21 protein-coding genes are annotated in these 19,537 nt (G+C 70.2%); 11 read left to right on the top strand and 10 right to left on the bottom strand.

What is annotated here, in order from left to right; all coding sequences use genetic code 11:
• Positions 1–38 precede the first annotated feature (38 nt).
• From B141_RS0137040 to B141_RS0137030, 3 genes are all read left to right on the top strand, one after another.
• On the top strand, positions 39–1,586 hold the full coding sequence (locus tag B141_RS0137040; protein ID WP_157181580.1) for a VCBS repeat-containing protein: 1,548 nt from the start codon (positions 39–41) through the stop codon (positions 1,584–1,586).
• 205 nt (positions 1,587–1,791) lie between these two features.
• Positions 1,792–2,736, top strand: a complete 945-nt coding sequence (locus tag B141_RS0137035; RefSeq protein WP_020580217.1) for a GNAT family N-acetyltransferase — start codon at positions 1,792–1,794, stop codon at positions 2,734–2,736.
• A 37-nt stretch (positions 2,737–2,773) separates the two neighbouring features.
• A complete protein-coding gene (locus B141_RS0137030) occupies positions 2,774–3,475 on the top strand; it encodes a sulfotransferase domain-containing protein (protein WP_020580216.1) in 702 nt (233 codons plus the stop codon).
• A gap of 31 nt (positions 3,476–3,506) precedes the next feature.
• Here the strand turns inward: B141_RS0137030 and B141_RS0137025 are convergent, their stop codons facing one another.
• The gene (locus B141_RS0137025) at positions 3,507–4,646 is read right to left on the bottom strand and encodes a magnesium and cobalt transport protein CorA (protein WP_020580215.1); all 1,140 of its coding nucleotides are present in this window, start codon (positions 4,644–4,646) and stop codon (positions 3,507–3,509) included.
• Positions 4,647–5,081: 435 nt separating this feature from the next.
• Here B141_RS0137025 and B141_RS0137015 point away from each other — a divergent pair, with 435 nt between their 5' ends.
• Both B141_RS0137015 and B141_RS0137010 read left to right on the top strand, forming a co-directional pair.
• Positions 5,082–5,570: a YflT domain-containing protein gene (locus tag B141_RS0137015; protein WP_020580213.1), complete on the top strand. Its 489-nt coding sequence runs from the start codon at positions 5,082–5,084 to the stop codon at positions 5,568–5,570.
• Between the two features lie 22 nt (positions 5,571–5,592).
• Positions 5,593–6,168, top strand: coding sequence for a histidine phosphatase family protein (locus B141_RS0137010; protein WP_020580212.1), 576 nt, complete (start codon positions 5,593–5,595; stop codon positions 6,166–6,168).
• Positions 6,169–6,682: 514 nt separating this feature from the next.
• Here B141_RS0137010 and B141_RS0137005 read toward each other — a convergent pair.
• Together B141_RS0137005 and B141_RS0137000 are read right to left on the bottom strand one after the other, a co-directional pair.
• The gene (locus tag B141_RS0137005) at positions 6,683–7,561 is read right to left on the bottom strand and encodes an alpha/beta hydrolase (protein ID WP_020580211.1); all 879 of its coding nucleotides are present in this window, start codon (positions 7,559–7,561) and stop codon (positions 6,683–6,685) included.
• 49 nt (positions 7,562–7,610) lie between these two features.
• Complete coding sequence (locus tag B141_RS0137000; protein ID WP_026257923.1) at positions 7,611–8,030, bottom strand: NUDIX hydrolase; 420 nt, start codon at positions 8,028–8,030, stop codon at positions 7,611–7,613.
• Between the two features lie 115 nt (positions 8,031–8,145).
• On the opposite strand from B141_RS0137000, the gene B141_RS0136995 reads away from it, so the two are divergent.
• From B141_RS0136995 to B141_RS0136980, 4 genes are all read left to right on the top strand, one after another.
• The gene (locus B141_RS0136995) at positions 8,146–8,781 is read left to right on the top strand and encodes a DUF6758 family protein (RefSeq protein ID WP_026257922.1); all 636 of its coding nucleotides are present in this window, start codon (positions 8,146–8,148) and stop codon (positions 8,779–8,781) included.
• A 148-nt stretch (positions 8,782–8,929) separates the two neighbouring features.
• The gene (locus tag B141_RS0136990) at positions 8,930–9,808 is read left to right on the top strand and encodes a PHP domain-containing protein (RefSeq protein ID WP_020580208.1); all 879 of its coding nucleotides are present in this window, start codon (positions 8,930–8,932) and stop codon (positions 9,806–9,808) included.
• 61 nt (positions 9,809–9,869) lie between these two features.
• Positions 9,870–10,823 carry a RecB family exonuclease gene (locus B141_RS0136985; protein ID WP_020580207.1) on the top strand — a complete coding sequence of 318 codons (954 nt, stop codon included), beginning with the start codon at positions 9,870–9,872 and terminating at the stop codon, positions 10,821–10,823.
• Between the two features lie 103 nt (positions 10,824–10,926).
• Positions 10,927–11,184 carry a hypothetical protein gene (locus B141_RS0136980; protein ID WP_020580206.1) on the top strand — a complete coding sequence of 86 codons (258 nt, stop codon included), beginning with the start codon at positions 10,927–10,929 and terminating at the stop codon, positions 11,182–11,184.
• On the opposite strand, the gene B141_RS0136975 is transcribed toward B141_RS0136980, so the two are convergent.
• Positions 11,157–12,059 carry an alpha/beta fold hydrolase gene (locus B141_RS0136975; protein WP_020580205.1) on the bottom strand — a complete coding sequence of 301 codons (903 nt, stop codon included), beginning with the start codon at positions 12,057–12,059 and terminating at the stop codon, positions 11,157–11,159. The two genes, B141_RS0136980 and B141_RS0136975, sit on opposite strands and share 28 nt — an antisense overlap.
• Positions 12,060–12,242: 183 nt before the next feature.
• Between B141_RS0136975 and B141_RS0136970 the strand changes: the two genes are divergently transcribed.
• The gene (locus tag B141_RS0136970; RefSeq protein ID WP_020580204.1) at positions 12,243–13,043 is read left to right on the top strand and encodes a L,D-transpeptidase; all 801 of its coding nucleotides are present in this window, start codon (positions 12,243–12,245) and stop codon (positions 13,041–13,043) included.
• Positions 13,044–13,094: 51 nt separating this feature from the next.
• On the opposite strand, the gene B141_RS44890 is transcribed toward B141_RS0136970, so the two are convergent.
• Positions 13,095–14,903: a DEAD/DEAH box helicase gene (locus B141_RS44890; protein ID WP_020580203.1), complete on the bottom strand. Its 1,809-nt coding sequence runs from the start codon at positions 14,901–14,903 to the stop codon at positions 13,095–13,097.
• Between the two features lie 131 nt (positions 14,904–15,034).
• On the opposite strand from B141_RS44890, the gene B141_RS0136960 reads away from it, so the two are divergent.
• Complete coding sequence (locus tag B141_RS0136960; RefSeq protein WP_020580202.1) at positions 15,035–15,799, top strand: ferritin-like fold-containing protein; 765 nt, start codon at positions 15,035–15,037, stop codon at positions 15,797–15,799.
• A gap of 152 nt (positions 15,800–15,951) precedes the next feature.
• Here B141_RS0136960 and B141_RS0136955 read toward each other — a convergent pair whose 3' ends face one another.
• The 5 genes from B141_RS0136955 to ligD all read right to left on the bottom strand — a co-directional run bounded on the left by B141_RS0136955 (position 15,952) and on the right by ligD (position 19,479).
• Positions 15,952–16,179, bottom strand: a complete 228-nt coding sequence (locus tag B141_RS0136955) for a DUF3107 domain-containing protein (RefSeq protein WP_020580201.1) — start codon at positions 16,177–16,179, stop codon at positions 15,952–15,954.
• A gap of 198 nt (positions 16,180–16,377) precedes the next feature.
• Positions 16,378–16,989, bottom strand: a complete 612-nt coding sequence (locus B141_RS0136950; protein WP_040423327.1) for a TetR/AcrR family transcriptional regulator — start codon at positions 16,987–16,989, stop codon at positions 16,378–16,380.
• A 148-nt stretch (positions 16,990–17,137) separates the two neighbouring features.
• The gene (locus B141_RS50145; RefSeq protein WP_020580199.1) at positions 17,138–17,284 is read right to left on the bottom strand and encodes a hypothetical protein; all 147 of its coding nucleotides are present in this window, start codon (positions 17,282–17,284) and stop codon (positions 17,138–17,140) included.
• Positions 17,285–17,480: 196 nt separating this feature from the next.
• Entirely contained in the window at positions 17,481–18,404 is a 924-nt protein-coding gene (locus B141_RS0136940; protein WP_020580198.1) for an AEC family transporter, read from the bottom strand.
• 148 nt (positions 18,405–18,552) lie between these two features.
• Positions 18,553–19,479, bottom strand: coding sequence for a non-homologous end-joining DNA ligase (ligD, locus tag B141_RS0136935; protein WP_020580197.1), 927 nt, complete (start codon positions 19,477–19,479; stop codon positions 18,553–18,555).
• Between the last annotated feature and the right edge of the window lie 58 nt (positions 19,480–19,537).

Below are 19,537 nucleotides of genomic sequence, written 5' to 3'. Positions count from 1 at the left end.
ATCTTCTGGTGGTCGCCTGGCGTTCGGAGAAGGTTCACATGGGTGGGACGCGCGCGCTGTCGGCGGCGCTGAGCGGGCTGGTCCTGCTCGTCCTGCCCACCACACCCGCGGTCGCGGCGGGGTGCGGCACCCACGTGGTGAGCGACTTCGACGGCGACGGGCGTTCTGAGCTTGCGGTGGGGGTTCCGGGGGAGGGCACCCCGGCCGGCGCCGGCGCGGGGTCGGTGGTGATCTTCAGTGGCACGGCGCACGGGCTCGCCCCGGTACGAACGATCGCCCAGAGTTCGCCCGGCGTCCCCGGAGCCGCCGGACCTGGAGCGAGGTTCGGCGCCAACCCGGTGACCGGCGACTTCAACGGCGACAACTGCGCCGACCTCGCCGTCCTCGCGCCGAAGGACACCCGCAACCAGGCGCGCGGCCGGGTCCGGGCGGAGGGGACGCTCACCGTTCTGTACGGCAGCGCGGGTGCTGGCCTGTCCACGGCGGGTAGCCAGCTCCTCAATCCCACCAGCCTGGGCCTGGCCGCTCGCTGGAACGCCTGCGCCGAGGGGTGCGACCTGTCGATCGCGCGGCCGGTCGCCGGTGACTTCGACGGCGACGGACACGACGACCTCGCGACCGCTGCGGCGAGCACCACGGAGCGCGGCACGGTGCGGCTCGGGATCGTGGTGGTGCCGGGCGGTCCTCACGGGTTGGAGCCAGCCAGGGCGAAGGTCCTGGAGTTCGGGTCCGCGCCGCTGCCGGTCAACGCCGGGCCTTCCACCGCGGTCGGGTCGCTTGCCATGGGCGATGCCGACGGTGACGGGTTCGCGGATCTCGCGTTCTCCTTCGGGCCGAGCGATCCGCGTACCGATGCCGACCATCCCCGGATCGGCGTCCTCTACGGCGGGCCGGACGGGCTCGGGAGTGGCCGGGCGACGCAGATCTGGGATCGCGACGTTCCCGGCGTTCCAGGTGCGGAGAGCTCCCAGAAACTCAGCACGGTGGCGTTCGGCGACTTCAACGGTGACCTGCGCGACGACCTGGCGTTCTCCCACCCTGAGGACAACGACCGGGCAGGGTCGGTCAGTGTGCTGTACGGCAGCGCGACCGGGCTGACCACGGCCGGCGCGCAGCAGTGGACGCGGAACAACCCGGGAGTCCTCGGCGACAGCAAGTTCGACGATCAGCTGGGCGCCACGCTCGCGGCCGGCGACTTCAACGCCGACGGCGACGACGAACTCGTGATGGGCGCGGCTGGTGACCAGAGCATCTCGGTCCTACCCGGCTCGCGGGCAGGCCTGACCGCCACCGGCAGCGTGCTCTGGTCGCAGGACTCCCCGGCGGTCCCGGGGATGACGGAGGCGGAGGACAGGTGGGGCGCCGGGCTCGCGACCGGATGGTTCGGGCACGGTCTCGGCATGGACCTCGTCGTGGGCGCGCCCGGTGAGAACGCCCGCGCGGGTGCGGTGACGGTGTTCTACGGATCGACGACCGGCGAAGTCGGCCTCGTCAAGGAGAGCGCGCGGGTCTTTACGCAGGGCACCCGCGGCGTCCCGGGAGCGCCGGAGACGGACGACGCGTTCGGCGCCGGGCTCGTTCACTGAGCGGTTGCCGCGACTCCGATCGCGGCGGCGGGCAGAGCGTCGGCTACGCTCACCCGGACGTCGAGCGCCCCATGCACGCGTTCGCGCTGGCCGAAAGGAGGTTGGAGCAGATGTTCAGCACTGTGACGCTCAGCTCCCGGCCCGGACGAGGCGCGGCATAGGTCGTTCCGTCAGGGACCCGGGGGCGTTCACCTCCGGAGAGTTCATGTCCAACCTTGTTGTCCGTCCACTCCAGGACGGCGAATCCCACCTCTTCGACTCCTACGACACCCCGTCCGTCCCTGGTGTCGGCATGCAGGCACGCAGGACGTACGCCGACACGGCGGCTAGGCGCGAGTACCGCCCCGAGTGGACCTGGGTGGCGCTGCGCGGCGACCGCGTGGTCGCCCGGGCCGCCTGGTGGGGAGGGCCCGACGACGCCGACCCCGTTGCGCTCGACTGGTTCGACCCCGGCGCGGAACCCGACCGCATCGAGGTCGGTGCGCGTCTGCTGGCCGCCGCACACGACCAACTGCGTACGTCTGAAGGGGAGCGGCCGGCGTACCACCTGTTCCTGCCGGTCGGCTGGCGGGAGTCTCCCGATGTCAGGGTAGCCGCCGAGGATCGGATTGCCGCGGCGGAACGCGCCGGCCTGTCGTTCTTCGTCGAGCGCCTCAGCTACCGCTGGTCGCGAGCGGACGGGCTGCCGAAGCGCACGGACCGGCTGGTGTTCCGGCCGGTCGAGGACGCGGAGTTCGTCGAGGTGCTGCGCCGTCTCCTCGACGGGACGCTCGACGCGCACAGCCGGCGCGACGTCGAGCGGCACGGACTAGAGCAGGCCGCGCGTATCCAGCTGGAGGACCTGCGCTGGTTCCCGTCGCCGCGGGAGTGGTGGCAGCTTGCCTTCACCCCCGAGGGTGAGCTCGTCGGTCTGATCGTCCCGGCCCGAAACCACGCGCTCCCGGTGATCGGCTACATCGGGGTGGTGCCCGAACAGCGCGGGCGGGGGTACGTCGACGATCTGCTCGCCGAGATGACCTGGCGGCTCGCGGACGCCAGTGGCGCTGAAGAAGAGATCGCGGCCGACACGGATCTCGGCAACACCCCGATGGCGGCGGCCTTCACGCGGGCCGGCTACCGGAACACCGCCGTCCGCATCGTCCTCGGCTGAGGCACCGCTGAGACCAGACGCACGCTAGGTTGGCGGCGTGATCGTCTGGCTCGCTTCCTATCCCCGATCGGGCAACACCTTTCTTCGCATTGTCGTGAACCGCTTGTTCGGGGTGCCGACGTACGTCGTCTACGACGTGGATGGCGTGGCGCAGCGGGTGGGAGGGGACCTCATCGGCTTCCAGGAGCGGCCGGCGGAGCTGCGGCAGATGGCGGAGGCCGGCGAGGTCCACCTCGTCAAGACCCATCGGCAACGCGAGGATGACCACCCGGCGATCTGTCTCGTCCGTGACGGGCGGGACTCGGTGGTGTCATGGGCGCGGCTGAACACTCCGCGGCAACCCGGGGAATCCCCGGAGGAGGTTGACGCGCGGTTCCGGGCGAGCGTGCGCGAGCACATCCTCCGGCCGGGCACGACTGGCACCGGTAACTGGGGCCGGAACGTCCTGAGCTGGCTGGACCCGCCCGCACCCCAGCGGATCCTCCTGCGGTACGAGGATCTGGTCCGCGACCCCGCCACGTACGCCCTGACCGCCATGGCGCGGGTGGCGCCCGACCTGAGGCCGATCGAGGGTGCGGCCATCCCGTCGTTCGCCGAACTCCGGCGGGTCGACGACGGGTTCTTCCGGCGGGGGATGACCGGAAGCCATCGAGACGAGCTGCCGGACGACCTGCACGAACTCTTCTGGGCCCAACCGGAGAACGTGGCCGCGATGGACCGGCTCGGCTACTCCCGATGAGGCGCCCGCAAAGCCCAGGCGGGCCAGCGGATCAGAGCCAGCCGTTGCGCTTGAAGTAGCGGTGCAGGACCACGCAGATCGTCAGGATGAGCAGGAGGACGGCGGGATAGCCGAACCGCCAGTCGGTCTCCGGCATGTGGGTGAAGTTCATGCCGTAGATGCCCGCGATCATCGTGGGTACGGCGAGGATCGCCACCCACGCGGAGATCTTCCGCATGTCTTCGTTCTCGGCCACAGTGAGCTGGGCGAGGCTGGCCTGCAGGATCGAGGTCAGGAGTTCGTCGAATGCCGCCACCTGCTCGCGGACCCGCGTCAGGTGGTCCTCGACGTCGCGGAAATACTCCCGGATCTCCGGCGCGACCATGCGGACCGGACGCTCGGCGAGCTGGCGGAGGGGGACGGCCAGCGGCGCGACGGACCGTTTGAGTTCGAGAACCTGGCGCTTGAGCTGGTAGACCCGCCCGACGTTGCGGGCTCCCCGCGCGGAGAAGACCGAGATCTCCAGCTCGTCGATGTCGTCCTGGAGCCGGTCGACGGCTGTGAGGTAGTCGTCCACGACGCGGTCGGCGACGGCGTGCAGCACCGCGGAGGGCCCGTGTGCGAGCTGCTCGGGATTGTCCTGCAGCTGGCGGCGTACCTGCCCCAGCTCGCTGTGGTCGCCGTGGCGGACGGTCACGACGAACTCCGCCCCCACGAAGACCATGACCTCACCGGTCTCGACGACCTCGCTGGTGGCGGTGAGCTCCTCCTGCGGGCAGTAGCGCACCGTCTTGAACACGGCGAACAGCGAGTCGTCGTACCTCTCCAGCTTGGGGCGCTGGTGGGCGGTGACGGCGTCCTCGACCGCCAACGGGTGCAGGTCGAACTCGTCCGCGATCCCGGCAAGCTGGCTCTCGGTCGGCTCGAACAGCCCGATCCACACGAAGCCGCCACCTCGCCGAGCCCTGCGGACGGCATCGGCGTACGACGTCACGTCCTCCTGGCGCTTGCCCTCGCGGTAGAACGCCCAGTCGACGATCGCCGACTCGGGGGTCGGGGCAACCCGGGGCTCCGGAACCGGTCTCCCCGCCTGGGTGGTGCGGCGCCGGATCGCGCGCATCATCGCGCGGGCGCTCCGGCCAGTCAGGACGGCGTTGCGGGCGGGGCGAACGTGGGTGGTGGGCGCGGCCATGATCGACGACCTCCTGGTCCAGGGCTCGGAACCGATGGTGTCCACCGAAGGTGAACGGTCGGAGGTCCTCCGAGGCCGTACTGGACCAGGCCAGCCGGGTGGAGCCGGATCGCGCGGCTACCGCATCGGGGCCAGACGGCGTCGGAGGACGGGGGTACTCGGTGGATAGCCAGGTTTCACCCAGACCACCTCCTCGGCGCCAGGCCCCACGCAAGGGCGACGTTGGCAGAAAGAAGTCGCATCCATCCCGAAGATGACCAAGCTGGATGTCCAGCACCAAGGGTACGGACGGAGCGACCCCGGCAAGTTTAGCAGCGTCAAATCCGGCTGCCTGGGGCATCCTCGAAGGAGGACGACCGCAACGCCGAGTAACCGAGAACGGCTGACACTCGGTCCACCGAGTGCGGTTCGAGTTTCGAGGAAGGTTGGTCAGCGATGTCCTTGCCACATCCACTTCCCGAGCCACCGACCGGACTGCCGGTGGGCTCCTATCCGAGGTACGTCGAGGCGCAGCGGGCAGTTGACTTCCTGTCTGACAACAACTTCCCGGTCGAGAACGTCACGATCGTTGGTAGCGACCTGAAGCTCGTCGAGCGCGTCACCGGCCGTCTGACGCAGGGGCGGGCGATCGCGATCGGCGCGGGCGGCGGCGCCTGGTGGGGCCTGTTCGTGGGTATCTTGCTGAGCCTGTTCGCCCGCAGCGGAGCGAGCGCGATCTTCCTGGTGATCTTCGGCATCGTGATCGGCGCCTTGTTCGGCGTCATCTTCGGCTGGCTCGCCTACCGCGCGACCGGCGGCCACCGCGACTTCACCTCCCGGACGCAGGTCGTCGCCGGCACCTACGACGTCCTCTGCGAACCCAAGCACGCGGACGAAGCTCGCAACCTGCTCGCCAGGCTCGCACTGCAGACCGGCAACCTGTGAGGCGCTGATGGGGGAGGTGCCGGTGGGGGAGACCAGGCCGCAGCTCTGGATCGCTCGGCACGGCGAGACCGAGTGGAGCAGGTCCGGGCGGCACACGAGCGTGACCGACCTGTCCCTCACCGAGGATGGTGAGCGGGCGGCGTTGGCGCTGGGTGACCGGCTGGCTGGTACGCCGTTCGACCTGGTGCTCACCAGCCCACTGCGGCGCGCGCGGGAGACGGCCCGGCTGGCGGGGTTCGGTGACCGGGCGCAGGTCGAGCCGGCGGCGCACGAGTGGAGGTACGGCGACTACGAAGGGCTGACGACCGCGCAGATCCGGGAGCGGGTTCCGGGCTGGAGCCTGTGGACCGATCCGGTTCCGGGTGGCGAGAAGGCGGCCGAGGTGGCCGCGCGCGCCGACCTCATCATCGAGCGGGTACGCCGGGACGTGCGCAGCCGGGCGCTGCTGTTCGCGCACGGGCACATCCTGCGGGTGCTGGCCGCGCGCTGGATCGGCAAGCCGCCGCGGGACGGGGCCTTTCTGGCGCTGGACGTGGCGACGGTGAGCGTGCTGGGTTGGGAACGCGAGACGCCTGCGCTACGAAAGTGGAACGCCTGACCCGCCGGCCCGCCTTGGGTCCCAGGTTGTCCGGTCCGTGAGCCACCTACCGGCCCAGTGGGTGAGATAGCAGGACCTTTCGCGCCAAGTCCCCACCGGGCAAGGTGAATTCAGCACTCTTCGTGGGGAGTTGCCGCGTGAGATGGCTGTCTCAAATGGCGTACACGCGGCCGTATCAAATAGTGAGAAACCAGGGCTTTGTCTTACATTGCGTACACCCTTGGCGGACCTCACCCGGCAAGTCCCCACCTCACTAGGCAAATTTGCTTTGCCTGGTGGAGAGATGCCCCGCCTCGCACCACAGAAGGTGTACACAATGTGAGACAACGCCCACCTTGTCTCACATCGCGGGCAGACCTGTCGATCTCGCAGCGCGAAACCTTGAGGAGATCGCTTCTGGACCCGGTCGAGCGTTGACGCGCAAGACGCAGCTTGGTGAGGAGTTCAAGGAACGCCTGCAGGCAACCCGCGGGGTCTGAACCAGCGTGCGCCAGCCGGGACGTGAGTGGTCCGTTCAGAGGTTCCAGGCGAGGAATGCCAGCTGGTCCGGCACCATCCGGCGCCAGTACCCACCGGTGTGGGCCCCCGGCTGGAAGCCGCCAGTGGGACGCGGATGGAGCCCTTCGACAAAGGCGCGCGTCGCCGGTGCGAAGGGATCGTCGCGGCCGCAGTCGACGCGAACCCGGATTCCGCGCAGCGCCGCCTGGTCGGCGTAGACGTTGTTGGCCTCGAAGTCCGTCCTGCTGTCGAACGCGCCCGGCCTGACGTCGGCGTACTCCTGCCACAGCGCGGGGCTCACCGCCGCGACCGCGGCCACCCGGTCGGGGCGGCGTTGGGCCAGCAGGAGGGCACCGAAGCCGCCCATCGACCAACCGATCAGCCCGATCTTCTCGGTGCGCAGGCCCCGGTCGGCGAGCCGGGGGAGGAGTTCGGTGAGGATCATGGACTGCGGATCGTCGCCGTTCTTGCGCCGGTGCCAGAAGCTTGCCGCGCCCCCGTCGACCGACACCACCACGAACGGCGTCGGCCATTCCGCGACCGCGGCGGCGACGAACCTGTCGAGCCCGAGGTCGTCGAACGCGAACCGATGATCGGCGTCCCGTCCGTGCAGGGCCAGCACCACCGGCAGTCGGGCGTTGGTCTCGCTTCCCGGTGGATAGGACGCGGACCAGGTGACCTGCTGGCCCTGGCGGGCCGGTGAGGTGAACTTCCGGGTCACCCGGGGTCCGGGTTGGGTGCGGGGAACGCTGCCGTCAGGACCGGTGAGGCCCAGCGCGGTGTGCAGCGTGACCCGTCCGGGCAGCAGGCGGGACTCGACGAGCCCGACCCCTGCGGCGCCGGCCGCGAGGATTCCGGCACCCGCGGTCAGGAACGAACGGCGACTCGAAGGCATGCGGGCAATCGTGGCATGAGTGGGGGTACCAGTGATCAAGGAATCCCGATCATCGTTCGTCTCGCTGGAGCGGTATGACGCCCCAGCCGGTCAGCGCCTCCAGAAGCCCGGGGGTCGTCGGCAGCCGCGGGAGATCCGCAGGCGCGACCCAGCGGGCGTCGGTCGCATCGTCTCCGGCGCGCAGGGTCTCGCCGACCACTGAGCAGACGTAGTCGCGGATGACGTACGTCTCACCCGACGGTCCAGGGCGTTCGACGGTGCCGAGCAGCCGCCCCACCGACACCCATAGCCCGGTTTCCTCGGCCACCTCCCGGGCCACCGCACCAGGATCCGACTCGCCCGCCTCGACCCGTCCGCCCGGCAGGGACCACAGCCCCACTCCGGGTGGTCGGCCCCGCCGGATGAGGAGCAGCCGGCCATCGTCATCCAGGATGACCGCACCCACGCACGGAACCCGCGGACCTGCCATGCCGGCCAGCCTACGAACGCGGGACCGCGAGTGCCGCGTGCGCTCCTCGCACGTAGTGGCCGCGGTCCCGCCTGGCCCTTGACTTCACGCCGGGTGACGGAGGAGCGTCGTACGCATGAGGGGCGACGCGGTTTGCCCGAGATGTAACAGATCGTTGCGGCCTCCCTCGGCGTGGGAGGCCAGTTGGGTCTGTCCGGTCCACGGGCCGGTCCCACCGCTCCATCCGTTCGTCCAACCCTCGCCCGAGCTGGTCCGCTGGCTCGCCGCGCGTACCCACCTGCCGGTGTGGTTGCCCTGGCCCCTCCCGCACGGGTGGGTCATCACCGGTGTCGGTCACGTGGGCAGCGAGGTCGAGGGCGTGCGCGCCACCGTGGTGGCCTGCTCGGGCCCCAACCCGCTGGGCGGTGCGGGCGAGCTGATCCTCGTGGCCGAGGAGATGGGCGTGGGGTTGGGTGCGCGGTACGCCGGGATCGCCGGACCTGACCCCGGCGAGGCGTTCGGCCACGGCACCCCCGTGGCGAAGGTCCAGGCCGACGGGCGTCCCACGTCCCTCTGGCTGGCGGGCGCGCCGTCTGACCGGGCGGTGTACGCCGGTGAGGCCGCGGCGTCGTGGCTGTGGCTGGTGTTCTTTCCTGAGACGGCCGGGGCGCTCGTCGTCGAACCGATCGAACTCGCCGACGTCCGCGCGCTCGGGCACGAGGTCGACCTCCTGCCGTACGGCGCCCTCACACCGCGCCTGCGCACAACCTGAGAGGCGGGTCGCCGCCATGGAACTTCTCGCGCGGGCCACTAAGGTCTCTCTGGCAAAGTTCGCGTCTCGTATGTTCCACGCCGGACGTGCGCCAGCGTCGGTGCGCGTCTGACGGGGTGGAACGCCGCCCTCGTTGGCTGGAGAACTGGTGCGCATCGACCTGCACACGCACTCGAGCTGTTCGGACGGGACCGACTCGCCGGCCGCGTTGGTTCGTGCTGCGGCCGCGGCGGGCCTTGACGTCCTCGGGCTCACCGACCACGACACCTTCGCCGGCTGGGACGAGGCCCGCGCCGAGGCCGAGCAGTGCGGGATCGGGTTCGTACCCGGCGCGGAGGTCTCGTGCCGGCTGGCGGGGACCAGCGTCCACCTGCTGGCGTACCTCCCGGACCCTACCGATGCCGAGCTCAGCTCGATGCTCGAACGCATCCGCGAGGGCCGCAACGCCCGCGTCCCCCACATCCTCGAGCGCCTCAAGTCACTCGGCATCGAACTCACGCCCGAGGACGTCGCCGCGACCTCGCGGGCCGCGACGTCGCTCGGACGTCCGCACGTGGCCGACGCGCTGGTCGCCGCGGGGTACGCGGCCGATCGGCGGGAGGCCTTCGACCGCTGGCTGAGTGAGGGGAAGCCGGCGTACGTCACGAGGTACGCGCCTGAGCCGGCCGAGGTGATGGGACGGGTCGTGGCGGCCGGCGGCGCATCCGTCCTGGCCCATCCCCGTGGCCGCAGGAGCCGATATGTCCTCACCGACAGCGTGATCGGCGAACTCGCCGACGCCGGTCTCGCCGGCCTCGAAGTCGATCACCTCGACCACGACGACGCCGTCCGCCAGGAGCTGCGCGGGCTGGCCCGCGACCTCGACCTGGTGGTCACCGGGTCCAGTGACCACCACGGTGCCGGCAAGAACGATCACGACCTGGGGTGTTGTACGACCGACGAGGGGGAGTTCGCGAGGTTGCTGGAGCGGGCGCGCGCCAACGCCGAGCGGTCCGGGCGAGCGACGCCGGAGCCCTTCCTGCCGTAACCGTGGCGGATGCCCGACCCGGCGGCGAGCCCGTGGGGGTGCGGGTTGGCAGGATGGGCATATGAGTGAGCAGCGCGAGCGAATCATTCAGCACAGCGCACCGCAGCAGCTCGGGTTCGAGGCGATGCCGCGCAGGTTGTTCCGGGCGACGCCGACGAGGTTGCTCGGATGGCTCGACTGCCCGCGTCGCTATCGCTTCACCTACCTCGACCGGCCCTCACTGCCGAAGGGCCCGCCGTGGGCGCACAACAGCGTGGGTGCCGCGGTGCACACGGCGCTGGCCTCGTGGTGGCGCCTCCCCGTCGAACGCCGTACGCCCGAAGCCGCCGGCCAGATCCTCGAGCGGGCCTGGATCAACGAGGGTTTCCGCGACGACGCCCAGAGCGCCCGCTGGCGCACGCACGCCCGGCAACTGGTGGAGTCCTACGTCGAGAGCCTCGATCCGAGCGACGAACCCATCGGCGTGGAGCGCACGGTCGCGCTGACCACACCCCGCCTCGCGCTGTCCGGACGGATCGACCGGATCGACGAGCGGCTCCCCACCCCAGACGACGACGAGGCCGTGGTGCCCGCTCCGGGCTCGACGGGTGCGCAGGTCCCCGCGGTCGAACTCGTCGTTGTCGACTACAAGACGGGCCGGCGCACCCTCACGACTGCCGACGTGCGCACCTCGCTCGCCCTGGCGGTGTACGCCGCCGCCGCTGCCCGCACTCTGCGTCGGCGGTGCCGCCGGGTCGAGTTGCATCACCTGCCCACCGGTGCCGTGGTGTCGTGGGAGCACACCGAGGAGTCACTCGCGCGCCATCTCGAACGCGCCGACCAGCTGGGCGAGGAGGCGGCAGACGCCGAGAACGCCTATGCCGAAGGCCTCTCCCGCACAGACCTGGACCGTGTCTTTCCGCCCCGGCCGGGTCCGCAGTGCCAATGGTGCGACTTCGCGGCGCACTGCCCCGAAGGCCGCTCGGCGTACGCCACCCGGCGACCCTGGGAGGGTCTTGACGCGGCGATCGGCTAGGAGAGCCCCACCGGCAGGTCTCGCTTTCCGCGCGACCTCGCGCGCCGCGATCTTCGGCGCGCCAGGGCTCGCCTGGGCGTGATCCGGCGCCTACGGTAATCACATGGATCTGCTTCGCCTGTTGGGAGAGCCGCGCAAACTTCTCGGCGGCGTGACAGTCATCTTCGCGGTGGCGGCCGGGCTGTGGGCGTTTGGGCAGTCCAACGGCGACCTGCCGCCAAGCCTCATCCTGCTCGTTCCTGTTGTCGTCCTGAGCGTCCTCGGGTGGAAGCACGAGAAGGCTGGCCGGGGCTGGCTCTACCTTCTCGTCGCGTGGGGCCTCGGCTTCATTGCCTACGGCGCGTTGTTTCCGACTGGCTGAGCCTGCCCGCTCACCACCGCGGTCCAGAACTCCTCCAGCAGACGCGCCGTCGCCTCGGGCTGGTCGACGGCCGGCGAGTGTCCGGCCTCCGAGATCACCGCGCGAGGTGCGCCGAGCCGCTCGGCCATTGTCCGCTGCTGGTCGATCGCCCATCCGTCGTCGTTCGCGCCGTACGCCACCAGGGTGGAGACCCCGACCGCGGCGAGCTCATCGACCTGGTCAGGTGCGTCGACCAACTGGCGGGTGATCTCGGTGAGCGAGACCGGGTGGTTGGCGCAGAACCGGCGTTCGAGGAACGCCTCGATCTCGGCCGGCGGGTCGGCGAGGCCGTTCATGCGCTCGAGCTCACGCTTGGCGGCATAGACCGCGGCGAGCCCCTGGCTCGGAATCGCTTCGACCATGAGGCGGAGCAGATCCGCCTGCGGGCCCGGCATGCCCGCCGGTCCGGAGCACAGCAGCGTGGCGGACGTGAAGACCTTCGGATCGGCGAGCACCGCCGCGCGGGCGACCAGGCCGCCGAAGGAATGCCCCACCAGGTGGACCGACCCGGCGTTCAAGGAGCGGGCGAGGGCAACCACGTCCAGGCCGAGTTCCGCCAGCGTGTACGCCGACGCGTCGTCCGGCCCAGGCGTTTCGTACTGTCCCCGCTGGTCGACCGCGACCACCCGGCGCCCCGCCGCGGCGAGCGGGAGCAGGAGGGCGAGGAAGTCCTCCTTGCTCCCCGTCCATCCAGGCAGGAGAAGGACCGCGGAATCGGCATCGGCGGGTTCCCAACCAGGCGGGCTCGCCTCCAGCGTGGCGAACTCCCCCCGGGAGGTCACGAGGCGGCCGTTGTCAACACCGTCCGGTATCTCCAGAGACCTCGGCGTGCTCATGCGCGTCCTCGCTCCGCTCCGGGCGCGCATGAGGCGCCCAAGACGCTGTGTTGAACGATTCGCTCGCTGCGCTCGCTCATGCGCGACACCCCCCATGCGCTTTCACTCATGCGCCTCACGCTAGCGGTGTCGTGGGCTCATCACACGTGAGGCCGAAACTCGGCGGGTCACGGAACCCTTACGATGTTCGGTGACAACCAGCCGGTCACGAATGACGCGGCGCCAGACGACACGTACCAGAAATGGGGCCACTCGATGAGGCACGTCGAGAAGCGGCTTGGTCCGCGTCTACGACGGTGGCGCCTGGTGGCCGCTGGTTCCTCGGCTCTCACCGTGCTCGTAGCGCTGCTCGGGGCTGTCGGCATCCTGCCCGTTCAGACGGTCACCGTGGCCGCGAGCGCGTCCCATTCCAACATCGGCGAGCGCACCAGGACCGTGGCCGACCGTTCCGGACGCGCCGAGCCGACCCCCACCTCCGACGGCGGGGATGCCGGGTCGTCCAAGACTCCCGATCCGGTCCCCGCGCCCACGGAGACCCCCGATGCGACCCCGGGGTCAGGCGCAGACGACACGCTGCCCACTGACCTCGACACCGGGAGTGGCAAGCGCGTCGTCTATGCCTTGAAGGCCAACCGGGTCTGGCTCGTCAACGCCAACGACTCGGTCCAACGCACCTATCTGGTGTCAGGGACGAAGTTCGGCCAACTGGAGGCCGGCTCCTACGACGTGATCCGCACCCGCCGCCACACCACGAGCTACCACGGCACCGAACGAATGCAGTACATGGTGACGTTCACCTTCGGCAAGACGGCCGCCATCGGCTTCCACGACATCCCGATCAGCATCTCGAACGACAAGCCCGTCCAGACGCTTGACCAGCTTGGCCAGTCGCTGTCCGACGGGTGTGTACGCCAGGCTCGCCCAGATGCCAAGGCGCTCTGGGACTTCGCACCACCGGGTACGCCGGTCATCGTCCTGCCGTAACGGCTTACCGTGACCTGAGCGAGCGGTGCGCGACGGGCCCTCGATCGGGGGTCAGCTCTCCGCTGGTCCCGCCGGTGAACCCGCGTGGGTTTCGAGTCCCGCGGCTTGGGCCGCCTGAGCACCTTCCACCTCGTCGGCGCCTCGCCGGCGGCGGGTACGGGTACGCCGACGACGTGCCGGGCGCGCTGCTGTCGCCTCGGCGTCCCCCGACTCGTCCTCGACGGCAGCCGACTCCGGCTCGACGTTCGTGGCCGGACCGTCCGCGGGAGTCGAGTCGTCGGTGTGGGCACCATTCTCGGCGACCACGACACCGCTACGGAGCCGGCGACGTCGACGCTTGTGGGTTGGCTCCGCCGTCGCTTCCTCGTCGCCGTCGTGGTCGCTCGCGCCACCTTCGCTGCCGGACGGGTCCACGCTTGCCCGGTCGGCGGACCGGGAGCGACGCCGGCTCCGGCTCCGGCGGCCTTCGCGTCCCTCGCCCTCGCCCTCGCCCTCGGTTGGCCTGGCGGCGGCCTTCCCTCGAGGTGCACCGACCTGGCCGGTGACGTCCTTCGGGATCCCGATGTCGTGGAACAGGTGGTCAGAGGTGGAGTAGGTCTCGACCGGATCGGGGTAGGGAAGGCCGAGTGTGGTGTTGATGACCTTCCAGCGGGCGACGTCCGGCCAGTCGACGAACGTCACGGCCACACCGGACGCTCCCGCGCGGCCAGTCCGGCCGATCCGGTGCACGTAGGTCTTGTCGTCGTCGGGGCAGGTGTAGTTGACGACGTGGGTGACGCCCTCGACGTCGATGCCACGAGCCGCGACGTCGGTGGCGACGAGGACGTCGGCCTTTCCGGAACGAAAGCGCTCAAGGGCGCGTTCGCGGGCGATCTGGCCGAGATCACCATGGATCGCGGCGGCGGCGAATCCGCGCTCGCCAAGATCGTCAGCGACGCGCTGCGCCATCCGCTTCGTCGTACAGAAGACGATCGCCCGGCCGCGGCTCTCCGCCTGGAGGATCCGGGCGACGACTTCGTTCTTGTCCAGATCGTGGCAGCGATAGACGAACTGCGCGGTCGCCGGCACGACCTGGCTCTCGTCGGCCGCCTCGGCGCGGACGTTGACCGGGTGCCGCATGTGCCGGCGGGCCAACTGGACGACGTCGCCGGGCATGGTCGCCGAGAAGAGCATCGTCTGGCGGAGTTCATGGGTGAGCCTGATCAGGCGCTCGACGTCGGGGAGGAACCCGAGGTCGAGCATCCGGTCGGCCTCGTCGAGGACCAGCACCTTCACATGGGAGAGGTCGAGTGCGGACCGGTCGGCCAGGTCGAGCAGGCGTCCGGGTGTGCCCACGACGACCTCGACGCCCGTCTTGAGCGCGTCGAGCTGGGGTTCGTACGCCACCCCGCCGTAGACCGTGAGCACGCGGACCTCGCGGATCGAACCCGCCTTGGTGAGGTCGTCGGTGACCTGGAGCGCGAGCTCACGGGTAGGTGCGACGACCAGGGCCTGCGGCTTGCCAGGGGCGACCAGGTCGGCGAAGTCCCGATCATGAGGGACGACGATGCGCTGGAGCAGCGGGACACCGAACGCCAGCGTCTTGCCGGTGCCGGTCCGGGCCTGCGCGATCAGGTCGGCACCAGTGAGCGCGATGGGTACCGCCATCTCCTGGATGGGGAACGGCTCGGTGATACCGACCCGTTCGAGCGCGTCGACGATCTCTGGCAGCGCGCCGAGTTCCTTGAATGTCGTCAGAGCTTCTCGCCTCTTGTTCGTACGCCAGACGGCGTTTGTTGATCGGGTCCGCGCCGCGGACGGGCCGGCCAGCGGCCCGTGAGCAACGGCGCCCTGTCCGGATATCGGGACACGTCCCGGCATCGGAGTCTAGCCGTCGATGTCTCCAGCCTCTCACCAGGAGCCTGAGGGGCCGACCTCGCGCCCCCACTTTGGGCACGGCCGCGCGCCGTCCGCACTGACCCTCGGGAGCCGGCGACCTCTAAGCTCAGCCCATGGAGCGCAGCGAGTCGGAAGGCCCTGGCGAGGCGGCGGAGCAGGCACCGGCTGCCGCGGGGCGTCAGGCATCAGAGCAGGCGCCGGGAGTCGCGGCATACGACGATCCGGTCTATCGCCCGGCGGTCATCGATCTGCTCGGCGTCCTCGCGTACGGCGAGCTCACGGCGTTCGAGCGGCTGGCCGACGACGCCACGATGGCGCCGACTCTGGAGGACAAGGCGGCCCTTGCGGCGCTCGCCGTCACGGAATTCCACCATTTCGAACGCCTCCGCGACCGGCTGCACCACCTCGGCGTCGACCCGGTGTCGGCGATGGAGCCGTTCCGGACCGCACTCGACTCGTTCCACCGCCACACCGCGCCGGCGGACTGGCTGGAGGGTCTGGTCAAGGCGTACGTCGGTGACGGGATCGCGACTGACTTCTACCGCGAGGTGGCGGCGTACGTTGACGCCGAGACCCGCGCCCTCGTGCTGGAGGTGCTCGAGAACTCCGGGCATGTCGTCTTTGTCGTCGATCGAGTCCGCCGGGCGATCGCTGAGGATCCGCGGGTGGGTGGGCGTCTTGCGCTCTGGGGCCGCCGCTTGGTGGGCGAGGCGCTCTCGCAGGCGCAGCGGGTGGCGGCCGAACGCGATGCGCTCACCGCCCTCCTCGTCGGGGGCGTCGACCGGCCGGGTATGGACCTGGCGGCGATCGGGCGGATGTTCGCGCGGCTCACCGAGAAGCACGCTCAGCGGATGGCGACCCTGGGCCTGCAGGCCTGATCGCAAGACGTACTGGGTCGGGGGCACCCTTGTACGGCTATGTTGGACGGGGGTGCCCCCGACCCAATCGGACGAGGCGCCCCGGTCCAGTTGGACGGGGGCGCTCCCGCCCCAGAATGGTAGAAACCTCCGCCCAGGCGGGCGGAGGTACTTCACATGGCGCCGAAACCGACGCGGCGTTCAGCCTGCGGGCCGATCTCGATGTAGGCGAGCCGGTCAACGGGCACGAGGATGCGGCGGCCCCGCTCGTCGGCCAGGGTGAGCAGGCGGTCCTCGCTCTGGAGGGCCTTGCTGACGGCTGCCTCGACGTCATCGGGCCGGTCGCTGCACTCGAGCACGATCTCCCGAGGAGCGTGCTGGACGCCGATCTTGACCTCCACCGGTTACCCCTCTTCCTGTTCTTCCTGCCCGTGCGGGTGGGTGCCCGGCGGTCAGGAACCTGATGTCAGGCTGTTTTTGCGTGGAAACCGCTCGACGGAGAGACCGGGCTTGCGTGCCCGTCTCATGGCGGTGTTGTCGAGGCTAGCCGAGAGGATCCACCCGCGCTGCGGTGGCCTCGATATGGCTGGGCCGTGGCGTCAGTCCGCCCGAGGGAACCCGCGGATCCCGCGCCAGGCCAGCGTCGACATCAGGCGTTCGGCTTCTCCTCGGGGAATGGTGCCGCCGCTCGACACCCACCAGCGCGCGGTGACCTGGGCGAGCCCGGCGAGCCCGGCGGCGAGCAGCATCGCCTCCTCACGGGGGAGGCCGGTGTCTTCCTGGATGACGTCGGCGATCGCGTCGGCGCACTCACGACTCACCCGCTCGACCCGGTCGCGGACCGCCTGCTCACCGGTGAGGTCGGACTCGAACACCAGGCGGAACGTCCCGCCCTCATCGCCCACGAAGTCGAGGTAGGCGTCCATGGTGGCCGCGACCCGCTGCTGGTTGTCGGTAGTCGACGCGAGGGCGGAACGGACGGCTTCGACCAGCGCGTCGCAGGAGGCGTCGAGGAGGGCGAGGTAGAGCTCCAGCTTGCCCGGAAAGTGTTGGTAGAGGACCGGCTTGCTGACGCCCGCGCGTTCGGCGATGTCGTCCATCGCGGCGGCGTGGTAGCCGGTGGCCACGAACACCTGGCGGGCGGCGTCGAGGAGCTGCGCGCGACGGGCCTGCCGGGGCAGCCGTCCACCCCGGGGGCGTACGTCGGACATCGTCACTTCGACTCCTCGTGACGGGGACTGGGGGGTTCTGAGCACTGTGGGGTTCTGGGGGCCGAGATCTTACCGATGCGCGGGCACGCCGGCACGGGTTCTGCACTGTGAGGAGTGGCCGCGGGTGCCGTGAAGGCGGGTCGGACGGCTAGTAGTCCTCTTCGTCGAGCTCGACCTCGACGTGCTGGTCGGCCGTGTCGGCCTCGGGAGCTTCGATGTCGAGTTCCTCGTCCTCGTTCTCCAGAACCTCCTCGGGCTCGATCGTGTCTTCGATCGGTACTTCGATGTCCGACATGGTGCTTGCCTCCTCTCCTCGGCCACGGCGTTCGACTGGCATCCGGTCGATTGCAGCCTGGCCGGATGGGATGGGCATGCTCGAGCCTGGTCTGGGGCCACGGCCTAGCGACGACACTAACTCTGATCTGGGGTTCGTGGTATGCCAAGACGCACGATTCGAGCCAGACTTCCACGACTGTCGGCTTCGCGCGCCCCTAGCCCAACCAGGCGGCGATCGCGACGATGGCGACCGCCGCGGCGATGGTCGACAGCATCACCGAGTCCCGCGCCAGTGACTCCGCTCGGCGGTAACGCGTCGCGAAGACGAAGACGTTCTGGGCCGTCGGCAGCGCCGAGGTCACCACCGCGGCGAGCAGCGCCTGGCCCTCCAGACCAAGCGCGTACCTCCCGATCAGGTAGGCGAACGCCGGCTGGACAAGCACCTTGAGGAACACCGCGAGGTACCGGTCGGGTGCGTCGGGTCCAGGGCGTAGCGGTCGGCTTCCCGGCAGCGACATGCCGAACGCCAGAAGCGCCGCTGGCACCGCCGCGGCCCCGAGCAGGGTGAACGGCTGGAGTACCGCCTCGGGCGGATGCCATCCGGTGGCGGCGACGCCGATCCCCGCGACGGACGCCAGCATCACCGGGTTGCGGGCGGGCAGCATGGCCAGCTGCCGCACCGAGGGGCGGCCCTGCCCGGTCGCCACGTCCAGCACCGCGAGCGCGGTCGGCGCGGCCAGCATCATCTGGAAGAGGAGGATCGGCGCGACCACCGAGACGTCGCCCAGCACGTAGGCGGCGATCGGCAGGCCGAGGTTGCCGGCGTTGACGTACGACGCGGCGAGCGCCCCGATCGTGGTTTCGCCGAGCGTCCGCCGCCACACGAGTCGGGACAGGAGGATGTGGATGGCGGCGACGGCGAGCGTGCTCAACACGAACGCCGCCAGCGCCCGCGTCAGCAGGTCCCGCAGCGTCGAGGTGGCGAGCGTGGCGAAGAGCAGCGCCGGTGTGGCCACGAAGAACACGAGTCGGGCCAGGACGCCGGGCGCCCCGGAGCCGAGGACTCCGTGCCGGCTGATCAGGTAACCCACCGCGGCGATGACCCAGATGACGGCGAAGCCGGTGATGACGCCGCGCACTGCGGCCTCCTCCGAGGAACCCGTTGGCTTGGAGCCCGCTCGTGAACGGGCTCATAGGGGACCGGCGCCGCCATTGGCATTCCCCACGACGGGAACCAGCATCGCCGCTGACGCGCGCTCAGGGGAGTCGGCGTTCGGGTGTCGTCGGTCACATTGGTGGTAGTCGCTGGCGGGTCGAGCCCAGCTCCTCGAACAGGTCACCCAGACGTTCGACGCGGTCGAGGACCTCGTCGGGGCCGAACGTCAGATCCGCCGGCGTGCGACATCCCTCGACCTCCTCCCAGGTCACCGGGGTGGAGACCGTGGGCTGGTCGACGCCACGCAGGGAGTACGGCGCGATCGTCGTCTTGGCGGGGTTGTTCTGGCTCCAGTCGAGGAACACCCGGCCCGGCCGGATCGCGCGGGTCATCTGCGCCACCACCAGGTCGGGATGCTGCCGGGCCAGCTTCCCCGCGAGGCTTTTCGCGTACGCCGTCGTCGCGTCCCCGGAGGTTTCCGCCAACGGTAGGTAGAGCTGCATGCCCTTGGCTCCGGAGGTCTTGGCCCACGCCTGGAGGCCGTCCGCGTCCAGGAGGTCGCGGAGAAGGAGGGCGACCTCGCAGCAGGAGGCGAGGTCCGCGGGAGGTCCTGGGTCGAGGTCGATGACGAGCAGGTCGGGCTGGCGGACCCCACCCCACGGGCCGACCCGCCACTGGGGAACGTGCAACTCCAGGGCCGCGAGGTTGGCCAGCCAGACGAGGGTGGCCAACCGGTCAGCGATGACGTACTCCACCTCTTCGGTCCCACGCGAGCTACCGGGCGAGGCGATGGTGACCGTGCGGACCCACGGCGGCGTGCCCCGAGGGGCGTTCTTCTCGAAGAACGGCGGCCGGTCGACGCCGTTCGGCCAGCGCTTGCGGGTCAGTGGCCGGTCGGCGAGATGCGGGAGGAGTACGCCGGAGATCCGCGTGTAGTAGTCGATCACCTCGCCCTTGGTGAACCCGGTCTCGGGATACAGCACCTTGTCGAGGTTGGACAGCGCGAGGACCTGCTCGTCGACTCGGACGCGTACTGACCTGTCGCTGCCGGGCGCCATGGGGCCATCCTGCCATTCCCGCTGCCGGGCAATGATCACGTATACGTGGTCATTACCC

The sequence above is a fragment of the Actinopolymorpha alba DSM 45243 genome (assembly GCF_000373925.1).
Lineage (GTDB): Bacteria > Actinomycetota > Actinomycetes > Propionibacteriales > Actinopolymorphaceae > Actinopolymorpha > Actinopolymorpha alba.
The sequence above is the reverse complement of the archived record's forward strand: the minus strand, read 5'-3'. Positions and strand labels throughout refer to the sequence as shown.